Consider the following 13200-nt stretch of genomic DNA (forward strand, 5'->3'; position numbering starts at 1 on the left):
ACGGCGCTATTTTCTAGCACCAACAGGAATCATAATATGAGCATATGGGGTTCCTTTCCACATGACATAGGGACCACCATAATAGGGATCGAGTAGTGACTCTCTAATGCTGGGTGACGTTGTTTTGGAGCATTTCGGGGTGTTTCAATAACATGACTCGAATCCAGTGATGGACTACCCATATCACCATTGCGGTAAGTAATACTGCCACAAAAATGGAGCTGAAACGGTACAGGATGGAGAAAAAGGCGTCCTTTTGCTCTGGAACCAATGAAGTTGTTAAGGGCACTGATAGCGCCGACATGGCGGAAAACGCAATCGCTGCTTTTATTTGCCCCTTGGTCAGCCAGAGGCAGAAAGGCCCCATCGCAATGGTAAATGCCAGCCAGAAAAGTAAGCCATGGCTATACCAACTGCCCAAGGTTAATTGCACAGCCATACCTGCGATGCAGCCTAACGCTGTTCCTATTATGCGGATTTTCGCCATGCCCATTGAACCGGCTAAAGTCATTGGCGTCAGGATGATCAAAATGGATGCCTGTGCAGACAAGGAATCATATAAATCAGCAACCTGGAAAACGATAAATGCAGCCATCGCGACTACCCAACCCATGGCGACCTGGCTGATGTAATCGATATCTCTTTTCACCGGTGTAGAGATTGCGATGTTTTCGGCTTGTGAATCAGGCTCTGGAAACAGCCAATAGGCGAGTGCACAAACAAGAATATTACAGAAGGTGATGACCCACATGTTGACGTTGAACTCTTCGATATCCATAAAATCGTAGCTGGCGAAGTTCAACACGATGGAGCCAACTAACAGCCCCATGTAGCCGAACAGGAACGTTTTTGGATTCATCATCGCGATGCACTTAAACAGCATCATGATGCCGACCGCTACAGTCATCAGCACCGGATGGAATTGTAAGTACTCCAGCAGGAAAGTCGCTTGCAGAGTTGTCCAAACGGCGGAGAAAAACACCATCAGTAACGACGAGAGGTCAAAACGGTCAATTCTTCCCAGAATAAACAGCGGTACCATGATGGCAAAGAATCCATATGACCAGTTAAACAGCATGCTCAATGCCAGACCTAAAGAGCAGCCGAACCAAATTCTTAAGGTTTTCATGTTGCCGCCTAGTAGATAAAGTGGAACCAACTCGCGAGGTAAATCTGAGCGTTAGCCATCATCTGCCAGAAAACACTATTCTCCGGATATAAAACGATGGTTGCACGAGAGCCGACGAATAGGGCGTTTGGTAATGCTGCGTCGCTCGCGAGATTAACCCGTGTGCGCTGAGCATCACGTACCCAACGGTTATTCACTTCAACTTTTGTCAACGCACCATTTGGTGTTTGTTGCGCGGCGGCGACACCGTAGTCCCTGCTCGATAGATCAAAGTCGTAAACCACCCCGGGATTTGCATCGAAAGTGACTAAGGCATGATAGGTTTTGTCGACGCCAGCGACCGATTTTTCACGAAAGTCAGCAGCAACCCACATAGAACCCGTTGGTACGAACGTTAAAAGCGGCAAGTTACTATTCGCCATGGTGCCGGCTTCCAGTTGCAGGTTAGTTACCACACCATCACTTGGCGCGAGTATTTCGGTATTGGCTAAGTCTAACATCGCTTTGTCGATACCATTTTGAGCGATGCGCACTGCAGAACTTTGACCTTTTTGATCACCAAGCTGGGCTTCAATGACTTTTAAGTTCTGTTTTTCCGCTTTTAATGCGGCATTCGATACCTGGTTTTGTGCGAAAGCATCATCGAGTGCTGATTGGGAGATGACTTTCTTACTCGATAGCTTCTGTAAGCGCACGTATTCCCTATGTGCATTATCAAACGTCGCTTGTGCTCTGGCGATATTGGCAATTGCTGCCTCTCGCTGAGAATATAGGGTTGCCTCTTTTTCATATGCGGCTTGCAGTGATAACTTCGCTTGTTCAAGCGCGATTCTGTATTTGCGATCGTCAATCTTAAATAGCACTTCGCCCTTGCGGACTTCCTGGTTATTGGAAATCAGAACGTCAGTGACTTTACCAGAGACCTCTGGAGCTAATTGAACAACATACCCCTGAACCCGACCTTCGGTGGTTAATGGAGCGTGACGGTCAGCAATGACGATGTATAAGAATAGAACGATAAACAGGACAATTAATGTGCGCATCCAGTGTCTGAATTGTTGGTCAGCAGTCATTGAAAGTTCCGGAAGTATTTTAAAGAAAGCGATTATAGATAATTCACTAACAATTCAGTAGAATGATAACACCAACATAAATGACCTAAAAATAGGACAATGAACGTAAGCTTAGATGATATTTATCTGTTCACCCAGACTGTTGTTCATGGTGGGATCAGTGCAGCAGCAGAGGCGAACCAACTGCAACGCTCCAAGGTGAGCCGCAGATTACAGGAGCTTGAAAAAGCGTTGGGTGTGCAATTACTCATCCGTACAACAAGAAGTATTGAGCTAACAGCGCATGGTAAACGCCTATTTGAGTTGGTCGGACAGTCAGTCGATCATATCCAGCAAGGTTTGAGTGCCATGTATGAATATCAGCAGGAGCTCTCAGGGAAAGTGCGATTGGCAATACCCTCCGCCTTAATGAGCTCGGCTGCGTTTAGCGCGATTATTTCTGAATATACTCAACGTTACCCAGATATCTCAGTGGAGATTGAAAACCATCAAGAAAGCGTCGATCTCAAACGACAGTCGTTTGATCTTCAGCTTTTGCCTAGTGTCGTTAAAGTGACCGATGACAGCTATATTCAATTTAGTCTGTTGCCGTATACCAGTCATTTTGTTGCATCAGAAGCGTACCTTGAGGCCCATCCTCCGATAGAGTCCTTGGAGGATCTCAAGCATCATCGCTTGCTGACTAACCGATATAACGCGAACTTGCTGGATCCTGCTCTGGATGTTGCATTAAAGTCTGATGACCTTAACCTGTTACGTTCAATGGCGGTAGCAGGCAATGGTATTGCTTTTATTCCTCAGACGCATTCAAAGCCCTCACTGCAAGATGGTCTACTCGTCGAAGTGTTGCCCGAAATCGCTCATCCCAAGCAGCATTTGACCCTTATTTATCCGTCCACTCTGTTTCTGCCAAATAAAGTGGTTGCGTTAATTGAACTGTTTCGAGAAAAGTTTAAATAGCAAGAGGTATGGTGAACTCAAAATGTGTGAGCGAGCCTTCTCTTTCCGTTGTAGATTCTCCAACCTAAGCGGATATTAGGTCATTATCGATATTCAACTGGTTTATTGGCTGTCAACCACCACATAAAGGAGGTAAGTATGTTATCGAAGGACAACACTGGGTTGATTGTCGTGGATGTACAAGGAAAGCTCGCGACATTGGTGCATGAAAGTGACCAGCTGATTGAAAATGTCACCAAGTTGGTCAAAGGTGCTAAGGCACTGAATTTGCCTATTCTTTGGCTGGAACAGAACCCTGAAAGGCTAGGGCCAACCTCTGAGCCTATTCGAGTGGAGCTAGAGACAGCACATTTACCGATTACCAAGTACACATTTGATGGCAGCAAAGAAGAACGTTTTAAGCTGGCGGTAGAAAATGCCAAAGTGGGTACATGGCTGGTTTGTGGTATCGAGTCCCACATTTGTGTGTATCAAACGGCGCTTTCTTTGCGTCAATCTGGCTACCGCGTTGAACTTGTGACCGATTGTGTGTCGTCGCGTACGGCTGCGAACAAGGCGCTTGCTCTGGCGAAGTTAACCGCCAATGGTGTCGTATTAACGGGTCTGGAAATGTGTCTTTACGAAATGGTGGAAGATTGTCGAGCGCCCGAGTTTAAAGATATTCTGGCGTTGATCAAATAGGTCTTCGAGGCGCTGTCTAAGGCATCGCGTTTAGTCGAATTCTCGTTGATATCTTGGCAGCATTGATTCGTTGCCAAGTATCCCACCTTGATGAACATAGATCAGTGTCTTGTCTGGGTTCTCTGTTCGCCATGAAGCCAGACATTGCCACATATAGGGGTCGTAAAGGAGATCAAACTCCAGATCCGTTTGTTCGTACAAGCTTTTCCATGTCTCGTAATCTTCTTTATACAGGCGTCCGAAATGGTGTTTTTTCCGTACCGATAAAACCTGCGGATGACTGGTTTCACCCAACATATTGAACTGTTCAGTTAGATAGTTTTCATCTCCTACGCACGGGCAGGTTAAGATTTCTATTCCATGAGGGTTGAGATACTTGTGCAGATATAATGCGGTGGTGCCAGTACCGGAAGGAAGCGCAACCGCAAACTGTTCTTTTACTCTGAAGCGAGTCCAGTCGAGAATCTCGCGCGCGAGTTGCTTTACGCCACCTTCGGCAATTTGAGAGCGTCCGCCTTCAGGCATAAACAGCGTAGTTTCATCCAATCCACGTACATCAGTGATGTACTGGCTCGGGTGCAGTTCGCTGCCAACGTCTTTCATCGCTGTTATCTGCATCCCTAAATCGAGTGCGCCCCGATAATTACCAATAGGCGTGCTTTTTAACCACTGCGGGATATGACTGACATAAAACTCGAATGCCCACCCTTTAACTTTTGCGAGTGCAGCCAGAGAATACATCGCATTAGACTGGGCTGAGCCATAGCTAATCAGAGTAGTAACATTTGGATCTTGCTCTTCCAAAAGCATCATGAATTTACGTGCTTTGTTCCCGGAAAAGTGAGAGTGCAGTAAGTCATCGCGCTTTAGAAAGAATTTCTGACCGTTAAAGCTGTGTTGAGTGATTGGGCTTTCAGAGAGTTTCATGTGATGCCTGACGGAATAAACCGTGTCACCTGGTCATTTAATAAAGGTGGCACAGTTTACCTTTATCGCTATGAGAACAAAAGTGGCGAGACTTAAAATAACCTTTAGTTTGTGGTGGTTATTTGTCTCTATGTTCGGATGCTAAATGGATCAAAGCTTCACATCCCCCAGCAGGGTGTGTATTGACCTCAAACTGCCACCCGTATCGGCGGCACAAGTCATCCACGATCATCAGCCCTAAACCGTGTCCCTCAGAGTCTGGGACAGAGGAGAAGCCTTCTCCTTCATCTCGAACAGACAAAGTATCATCGCTCATTTCAACGTAGATTTTGCCTTTAGAAGTTGCGGCAATACTATTTCGAATCAGGTTACTCAGAACGATATTAAGCACAGCGGTTGTTGCTCTTGTATGTGGGCTGCCTGTTACCGTCACTTCAAACTCAAGAGATTTTTCATCAGCCTGGGCCTGACTAAGCAAAACAATGTGGCGTAACTCCTGCTCAGAAATTCTCCGCACAGGGCTATCATCCGAATTTCGCTCATACCGAACTAATCCCAGCAATGCGTCGACCATGGTGGACATCTGCTGCGTTGCGTCCTGGATACGATGAACTTGTCGTTCCTGAAATGGTGTGCTGGAATTTCTGGCTAATAAGCTACTAGAGCCTTTCATGACTGTCAGCGGAGTTCTTAGCTCGTGACTGGCGTAGCGTGCAAAAGCCTGTTCACGCTTGATGACCTGATTCACTTGGTTGCGATAATCGTTAAGTTGAGCGGCAAGGGCTTCGAACTCTTTTGCTGAGCCAGAAGGAACAACAAACTTCTTCGTGGTGTCACCTTGGTGCTCATCCAGTTGTATTTTCAGGGTGTTAATCGGTTCTATCAAACGTTGAGATAAGCGAAGTAACAAAATACCGAATACGAACATCAGAACGAGAACGACCACCAGTACCAAGCCGATAACATAAGAAAATTCACTCCACGTAATCTCTATTTCATCGATTAGTGAAATCAAAATGACGGGATGCTCCTCACCACCATGCATGTAGGTACTCATATAAATCATGCGAGTGTAGGGTTCTTCGCCCACTTCACCTAAAAAATGGTGTTTATCTTCTAGGAAAGGGCGGTAATAAGAAGGAACCAGATTGATGTCATTGTATGCCGTTGTCAGACGATCCAGCTTTACTTCACCCTCTGAAGAAGTGTTTTTAAAATGCTCAATGGCTTCTTTTTTGTCGATCATAATCCGGCGCTCACCAACGCGATCTTCCGACCACAATAGTGATCCACTTACCAGAGCGAAGCAGAGCAACCCGATCACAACAGAAACCAGTAAGAAAAACAGTTCAAGACGGCCGGTCATACTCTGAGTATTACCGAGCAAACGATGAATCATGCCCCTGGCTCCAAGCGGAAGCCGACTTTAGGAATGGTTTTGAGCAAATGCTGTTTAAAGGGCTTATCGAGTTGTCCGCGCAGCTGATAAATGTGGCTGCGAAGTACATCGTTATTTGGCTCGTTTTCTTGCCACAGACGAAAAGCAATCTCTTCTTTGGTCACGATGTCAGGCGCGCTTTGAACTAGCATTTCGAGAATGGTGTAAGTGGTCGGGTTGAGTGCCAACAATTTATCCTGGCGATACGCCTGATGGGTTTTTTGGTCAATCGTCACTTCACCATACTGGAGTTGGCTTGAGGTAACGGTACCACGATAGCGTTTTATCAATGCGGTCATGCGAGCTTCGAGAATATCGAGGTCAAAAGGCTTGGTCAGGTAGTCATCCGCTCCATGGGCAAAGCCTTTCAGCATATCGTCGCGACTATCTAGCGCGGTCAGCATGAGTACTGGGGTATTATTTCCTGCGTCTCTTAACTTGTTACACAGCGTTAAACCATCCATACGCGGTAACATTAAATCGAGCAAAATAATGTCGAAAGAGTGACTAAGGGCAAGCTTAAGACCAAGCTCTCCGTTGTCAGCGTAATCAAGCTGCATGCCAGCACACTCGAAATAATCGAACAGAATACCAGCGATTTCTCGATTATCTTCCACTAAAAGTACACGTTTCATTCATTCTAATCCAATCTCGGCAATGTCGGTTTGCCCTTGACGAACATTATTCACTATAAGCGTGAAAAAGTTGTCAATGTTATAAACGATTCACCAGTATAAGTGACTGATTGAAAGCGTAACACGCAAAACAAAAGGGCTCCAGAATTGCTTCTGGAGCCCTTTATTAGATTTCGTTGTTTCGATGGTTATCGACGCTTAGGTTTGCGCTGACCCGCTGGTTTACCCTGAGCTTGAGGGCGACCCTGACCTTGTGGCTTACCACCATTCGGGCGGTTTGAGTTAGAGCCTGGGCGCTGGCCGTTGTTATTGCCACGACCTTGACCACCTTGCGTTTTACCTGCGCCATTGCGGTTGCCAGAAGGCTTGCCGTCACGAGAACCACCTTCAGAGCGTTTCTCTAGGTGGCCACCAAAACCAGGCTGGTTCTTGGTGTGCTTCGTCGCAAAGCGGTTTGCACCATGGCGGCCGGATTTACGTCGCTGGGCTGGTGTTTGCGCATCAATGTCTTCAGCCGGGACCAAACAGGTGGCTTTGTCACCAATCAGATGTTTTTTGCCCATGCTGATCAGTGCTTCACGGATCATTGGCCAGTTTGCCGGATCGTGGTAACGCAGCAGAGCTTTGTGCAGACGACGCTGACGCTCACCTTTAGCGACGGGAATGTCTTCACGCTGTTTGTATTTCACGCGTTTCAGAGGGTTAGTCTCTGAGTAGTACATTGATGTTGCGTTACACATTGGCGATGGGTAGAAGTTTTGTACCTGGTCACACTCAAAGTTGTTCTTCTTCAACCAAAGAGCAAGGTTCAGCATATCTTCATCTTCAGTGCCCGGGTGTGCAGAGATAAAGTAAGGGATAAGATACTGTTTCTTACCAGCTTCAGCACTGTACTTCTCGAACATTTCTTTGAAGCGGTCGTACGTGCCCATACCTGGTTTCATCATCAGATCCAGAGGGCCTTTTTCAGTATGTTCAGGTGCAATCTTCAAGTAACCACCAACGTGGTGAGTCACCAACTCTTTCACGTATTCTGGTGACTCAATCGCAAGATCGTAACGTACGCCCGACGCTACCATTACCTTCTTCACGCCTTCAACCTTACGCGCTTCGCGGTAAAGGTCGATGGTGTGTTTGTGGTCGGTGTTCAGCTTGTTACAGATACCCGGGAACACACAAGAAGGGCGACGACAGTTCGCTTCCGCTTTCGGATCTTTACAACCCAGACGGTACATGTTCGCTGTAGGGCCACCAAGATCGGAAATCGTGCCGGTAAAGCCTGGAACTTTGTCGCGAATTTCTTCTATCTCGTTAATGATCGATTCTTTAGAACGGTTCTGGATGATGCGTCCTTCGTGCTCGGTAATCGAACAGAATGAACAACCACCAAAACAGCCGCGCATGATATTCACCGATGTTTTGATCATGTCATACGCAGGGATTTTCGCCTTACCATACATAGGGTGAGGGACACGTGCGTATGGTAAACCAAACACAAAGTCCATCTCTTCTGTGGTCAACGGGATCGGGGCTTGGTTAACCCATAGTTCACGGTCGCCATGGCGTTGAATCAACGCACGTCCAGAGTATGGGTTAGTTTCCAGGTGCATGACACGGCTTGCGTGCGCATACAGAATACGGTCGTTATTGAGTTTCTCGAAGTGAGGTAAACGTACCGCAGTGGTTTTAGCATCATGACGTGACGGACGAATAGTGATTGGTTGCGCCGCGGCAGGTTCGTCTTTCTTGGTGTCGCACTGCGTTTCTACCTCGTAAGGGTTCTTAGGTACGAACGCTTCTTTCCGTGGTTTTTCAATACGAGACGAGTCGATGATGGTATAGCTGTCTGGTGCTGCAGGCAGGTTAACCGCTGTACCACGAATGTTCGTCATGTCAGAAATATTTTCGCCGTTTGCAATACGGTGTGCCACTTCAACCAGTGCACGCTCAGCATTACCAAATAACAAAATGTCGGCTTTCGCATCAAACAAAATCGAGCGACGAACTTTATCTGACCAGTAGTCATAGTGCGCAACGCGTCGTAAGCTGGCTTCAATACCACCTAGTACGATAGGCACTTCTTTATAGGCTTCACGACAACGCTGTGAATAAACTAAGGTCGCGCGGTCAGGACGTTTACCACCTTCGTTATTCGGTGTGTACGCATCATCGTGGCGAAGTTTTTTATCTGCGGTGTAGCGGTTGATCATGGAGTCCATGTTACCCGCTGTGATCCCAAAGAACAGGTTCGGCTTGCCAAGCTGCATGAAGGCATCTTTGTTTTGCCATTCTGGTTGAGCAATGATACCGACGCGGAAGCCTTGTGCTTCTAATAGACGGCCAATGATCGCCATACCAAAGCTTGGGTGATCCACATAGGCATCCCCTGTCACGATGATAATGTCACAGCTATCCCATCCTAGGGCATCCATTTCTTTGCGGCTGGTCGGCAAGAAAGGTGCCGAACCAAAACACTCGGCCCAGTATTTTTTGTACTCATGAATAGGAGTGATGTTATTGGTCATATTTTGCTCTCTGTTCCAGGGAGCGCGAATTATAGCGATTTGATGATCAGGTATCTATACCAAACTTGTTTATTCAAGCTTAGTTCATCGAGTTTTATTTGGATTGTAAAAACTCGACGGACTTCTCAATGAATTTTTATCTACGATTACCCCAAAGCCCTTATAGTTATTAGGGTCTTGGTGTGAGGTGTCCCAATATTAATACAACCAATAAGCAACTAATCCCTTATTGTGGTTCACGTTTATAATCAGATTATACACAGCAATATTGAGAGTCAGGCAGCTACGTCAGTCGCATTTAGCCACTGCATTCGAAGTTAGGGTTTAAGAAGGAAGGGCTAGGTAATGGGTGAGTCAGCAACGGTAACACATAGAAGGGTATTGATGTGGATGAACAACGATAGCGAACAGGAGCGAGACTGGCTCTCGTTTTTGCCAACAAGAGACCAATTTGAAAACAAACTGGAACACTTTGCTAGAGAGAGTGGCCATAAAGATCTTAATATTATTATGACCTTGAGGCCTAACTTCAGTCAGCATGGCTTGTTGGAGCAGCAGCTAGGTTTTGCTGATTTTATCGTGCGAAGTCGCTATACAAAGTTGGCTGGTCAGCTAACTAGAAATGTATTTGTGGTGTGTTTGCAAACACCATATTGCCAGTGGTTGAGCACCATCAAATTGATAGAAGTGGCGATGAAGGGTTTTTTCAGCGAATTAAAAAGTGAGATGGGAACAAGGGTGCATGACACTATTGTCGAGGGACAAACAGGTGTGTCTGTTCTTGGTTATGATACGAGTAGCCCTAAAAAGGCATTGGCTATGGCTGTTCAAACCATGGTGTCGTCCAGAGTTGGTGAAAGCGGATACTTCAATTTTCACAATAGCCTGTTGCATACGGAGCTGTTAAAACGCCAGCAATTGGAAACCTTCCTGCAAAAGAAAATCGATGGTGAACTTGTGGATGTGTATTTTCAGCCGATTGTAGACACCTACACTGGTAAAGTCACGAAATTTGAAGCGCTGGCGCGGTTTCACCATAAAAACAGCAGTTACACGACTCAAGAGATGATTTCGGTCATTGAAGACCTCGAATTGATTGCAGAGTTGGATGACATGGTTTGCCGAATTGCACTCGAGCGTTGGTCTGAATTACAACGCTTCTATGGCGATGATGTAGGGATTTCGATTAATCGTTCTCTCAATACTAAGTTAGATGTATTACAAGTGTTGCAGCGTTCATTAGATTTGATTAAATCCAGCAGCGTCAATCCTGAACTGGTGACATTAGAATTAACCGAATCGGCTTATTTTGAACAAGATGAAACGCATACTCAAGCCTTGAAGCAGATCAGGCAAGAAGGGATCAAAATCGCCATTGATGATTTTGGTACCGGCTACGCTTCTTTTTCTTATCTTGGAAAAGGACAGTTTGATCTACTCAAAATTGACCGTAAGTTCGTGGCGGATATTCATGAGGGAAGCAGTCATTATTACATTGTCAAAATGATCACCGAACTTGCTCACCAATTGGGAGTAAAAGTGATTGCAGAAGGCGTCGAGCAAGTACAAGAGCGGCGTATTCTGGCCGACCTTGGGGTCGATTATCTTCAAGGGTATTTGTTTTCCCCGGCGGTGCCAGCCACGGATCTGAAGCAAGCTAAATATTGCCAGAGCTTATTTAGCTTGGGCTCGGGGTAAGGAAAGCCTCTGCCTTCTGTACGTAATCAGAAAATGCTGTAAAAGTGAGTTCGAAAGGCGAACAGAGCCGATGAATGGCCCTATAGGGTTTAGGTGGTTTGGCGATAGGTGATTTGTTATTATCGCCACCCCAAACGACTTTTGAGCTTGCTACATCATGATTCAACAATTGCTGGTTACTTTTCCTCCGATGTTATTTGGCGCACAAGCGCTACTGACTTTGCTTTTAATCAAGGGCGATATTTGTCCGGGTCAGCGGGGTCGTCTGCACAAAATGTTACCTGCAATAGGAGTAATGTGGCTGGCAGTGGCATCATTGCGCATTGAGGCGTTTATGGTGGTGTTTGCGATCTTCTATTTCTATTCTCAGGTTCAGACCAAAAAAACGCGTGAGAAAGGACCAATTTGGGCACTGCACCTAGCGAATGGTTTGGCGTTTGCCTATGTCAGCATTCAAGTATTTGAACAGGCTAACTGGCCAGCAGCGTTTGCAATGGCGCTCATGATCTTCTTTCTGGGGGCTTCATTCTCTCAACTGCTACTTACGATTGCGCGTAGCCGTTTACAAGCGTTTCATAAAATCTTACCAGTAACCGGTATTGTATCTGGTATGTTGTTGGTGATTGCGACGCTGTTTTCCTCTTATCAGTTGGATGAGGCTGCATTGAGTACCGCAACTCAACCAATACTCATTGCCTTGGCGATGTTGATCTCTTCTATTGTGGTTTGGTGTTGGCATATTTTCACCCATAAAACCCCTGAGAAAGTGCAGCTTAGTATCGCCTTCTTATTTGCAGTTGTTTCTATGACAAGCCTGCAAAGTTTATTTGCATTAGTCGCTTAACATCCTGTCAGTGAGTTCACGTTATAGAGTGGGCTCACTTTAAATTCGCCAGATTATGTCTACGCTGTATATATACCCGGTCACTTGAGGTTATTGGGGTATAAACCTTGTCGAAGAGGAGTGTCGCGATGGATTTAAGCAATGTAGGTAATCTGGATAGCATTATTCTGTTAGGTATCGTCAACGAAAAACTACGCTTAGAGTGTGACAGTTTTGACGAATTAGTCTCGACTTATGAAATGGATACAGAGTCGGTAGTAGGCAAGCTGGATATGCTTGGCTACCAGTACGACCCGCTCACCAATCAATTCAAATCGTACCAACGCTAAGACCGTACGATTTCTCCCTTTATTAAGCCATTTTGATGCCATCAAGGTGGCTTTTACATTGTTGTCTTGCGGTTGCGAAAAACGCCTGTAAATAGCGTTTGTCTTTCTCTGAGTTTCGCACAGCAGCAAACAGACGACGCCACAACCCATCGCCAAATGGCTTACTGGTAATTAATCCTTGTCGAGAAAACTCTGAAATTGCCCAGTTTGGCAGTGCAGCAACCCCTAATCCAGCCGATACCATTTGTACTAACATCAATGTGTTGTCTGCTTGCTTCCACTTAGCTGGCTCCACACCGGCTGGTTGTAAGAAGTGTTTAACCACATCAAGCCGTTGTTTTTGCACTGGATAAGAGAGCATGGTTTGATCGGCAAGATCTTGCGGATCAATAATCGCTTTATCAGCCAGTGGATGGCTGGTGGACGTGATCAGGCGCATTTCGAAATCAAACAGAGGCTCGTAATGGACCTCTGAACGTGGCTGAATATCCGAAGTAATAACCAGATCCAGTTCTCCGGCGAGTAGGGCGGGCAAAGGTTCAAACCCAAAGCCTGAAGAAAAGTCCAACGTCACGCTAGGCCACGCCAGTTGGTACTCCTTAAGTGCAGGCATCAGCCATTGAAAGCAGGAATGGCATTCGATAGCCATGTGCAATCGGCCATTAACGTCTTCTTTCAAACTTGCCAGTTCATTCTCTGCTCTAGCGAGTTTCGGTAAGATCTCTTCAGCAAGGCGCAATAGAATTTCACCTTCGGAAGTGAATTTTACCGGACGGGTTTTCCTTAGAAACAACTGCCCACCAATGCGAGACTCCAAATCCTTAATTTGGTGCGAAAGAGCGGATTGAGTCAAATGCAAAGCGGTTGCAGTTGCAGTCAGTGAACCTGTATCTCGAAGCGAGGTAATGGTACGTAAGTGTTTTAGCTCTATCATGAATCTCTTTCATCCTTTAATGCTCGC

General features: G+C 46.0%; 11 protein-coding genes and 1 pseudogene. 5 read left to right on the plus strand and 7 right to left on the minus strand.

The features are described 5' to 3' along the window. Positions 1-103 precede the first annotated feature (103 nt). Both OO774_RS05570 and OO774_RS05575 read right to left on the minus strand, forming a co-directional pair. Positions 104-1129 carry a DUF2955 domain-containing protein gene (locus tag OO774_RS05570; RefSeq protein ID WP_264905403.1) on the minus strand — a complete coding sequence of 342 codons (1026 nt, stop codon included), beginning with the start codon at positions 1127-1129 and terminating at the stop codon, positions 104-106. A gap of 8 nt (positions 1130-1137) precedes the next feature. Further along, the gene (locus OO774_RS05575; protein ID WP_264905404.1) at positions 1138-2202 is read right to left on the minus strand and encodes an HlyD family secretion protein; all 1065 of its coding nucleotides are present in this window, start codon (positions 2200-2202) and stop codon (positions 1138-1140) included. A gap of 99 nt (positions 2203-2301) precedes the next feature. Between OO774_RS05575 and OO774_RS05580 the strand changes: the two genes are divergently transcribed. After that, positions 2302-3162, plus strand: a complete 861-nt coding sequence (locus tag OO774_RS05580) for a LysR family transcriptional regulator (RefSeq protein ID WP_264905405.1) — start codon at positions 2302-2304, stop codon at positions 3160-3162. Between the two features lie 138 nt (positions 3163-3300). Further along, positions 3301-3843, plus strand: a complete 543-nt coding sequence (locus OO774_RS05585; RefSeq protein WP_264905407.1) for an isochorismatase family protein — start codon at positions 3301-3303, stop codon at positions 3841-3843. Between the two features lie 30 nt (positions 3844-3873). On the opposite strand, the gene OO774_RS05590 is transcribed toward OO774_RS05585, so the two are convergent. From OO774_RS05590 to OO774_RS05605, 4 genes are all read right to left on the minus strand, one after another. Continuing rightward, positions 3874-4770 (minus strand): 1-aminocyclopropane-1-carboxylate deaminase/D-cysteine desulfhydrase, encoded by an 897-nt coding sequence (locus OO774_RS05590; RefSeq protein ID WP_264905409.1) that lies wholly within the window; start codon positions 4768-4770, stop codon positions 3874-3876. A 118-nt stretch (positions 4771-4888) separates the two neighbouring features. After that, positions 4889-6169, minus strand: a complete 1281-nt coding sequence (locus OO774_RS05595; protein ID WP_264905411.1) for a HAMP domain-containing sensor histidine kinase — start codon at positions 6167-6169, stop codon at positions 4889-4891. Beyond that, the gene (locus OO774_RS05600) at positions 6166-6843 is read right to left on the minus strand and encodes a response regulator transcription factor (RefSeq protein WP_264905413.1); all 678 of its coding nucleotides are present in this window, start codon (positions 6841-6843) and stop codon (positions 6166-6168) included. The genes OO774_RS05595 and OO774_RS05600 overlap by 4 nt, the downstream gene beginning before the upstream one ends. A 188-nt stretch (positions 6844-7031) precedes the next feature. Next, positions 7032-9368 carry a YgiQ family radical SAM protein gene (locus OO774_RS05605; RefSeq protein ID WP_264905415.1) on the minus strand — a complete coding sequence of 779 codons (2337 nt, stop codon included), beginning with the start codon at positions 9366-9368 and terminating at the stop codon, positions 7032-7034. A 381-nt stretch (positions 9369-9749) separates the two neighbouring features. Here OO774_RS05605 and OO774_RS05610 point away from each other — a divergent pair. The 3 genes and pseudogenes from OO774_RS05610 to OO774_RS05620 all read left to right on the plus strand — a co-directional run. Next, a pseudogene (locus OO774_RS05610) lies at positions 9750-11066 on the plus strand (EAL domain-containing protein); the annotation flags it as partial. Between the two features lie 157 nt (positions 11067-11223). Beyond that, positions 11224-11910 (plus strand): hypothetical protein, encoded by a 687-nt coding sequence (locus OO774_RS05615; RefSeq protein WP_264905417.1) that lies wholly within the window; start codon positions 11224-11226, stop codon positions 11908-11910. A 128-nt stretch (positions 11911-12038) separates the two neighbouring features. Further along, complete coding sequence (locus OO774_RS05620) at positions 12039-12239, plus strand: DUF4250 domain-containing protein (RefSeq protein ID WP_264905418.1); 201 nt, start codon at positions 12039-12041, stop codon at positions 12237-12239. Positions 12240-12261: 22 nt separating this feature from the next. Here OO774_RS05620 and metR read toward each other — a convergent pair whose 3' ends face one another. Beyond that, the gene (gene metR, locus OO774_RS05625; RefSeq protein ID WP_264905420.1) at positions 12262-13173 is read right to left on the minus strand and encodes an HTH-type transcriptional regulator MetR; all 912 of its coding nucleotides are present in this window, start codon (positions 13171-13173) and stop codon (positions 12262-12264) included. Between the last annotated feature and the right edge of the window lie 27 nt (positions 13174-13200).

Source organism: Vibrio sp. STUT-A11, from assembly GCF_026000435.1.
Classification (GTDB): Bacteria; Pseudomonadota; Gammaproteobacteria; order Enterobacterales; family Vibrionaceae; genus Vibrio.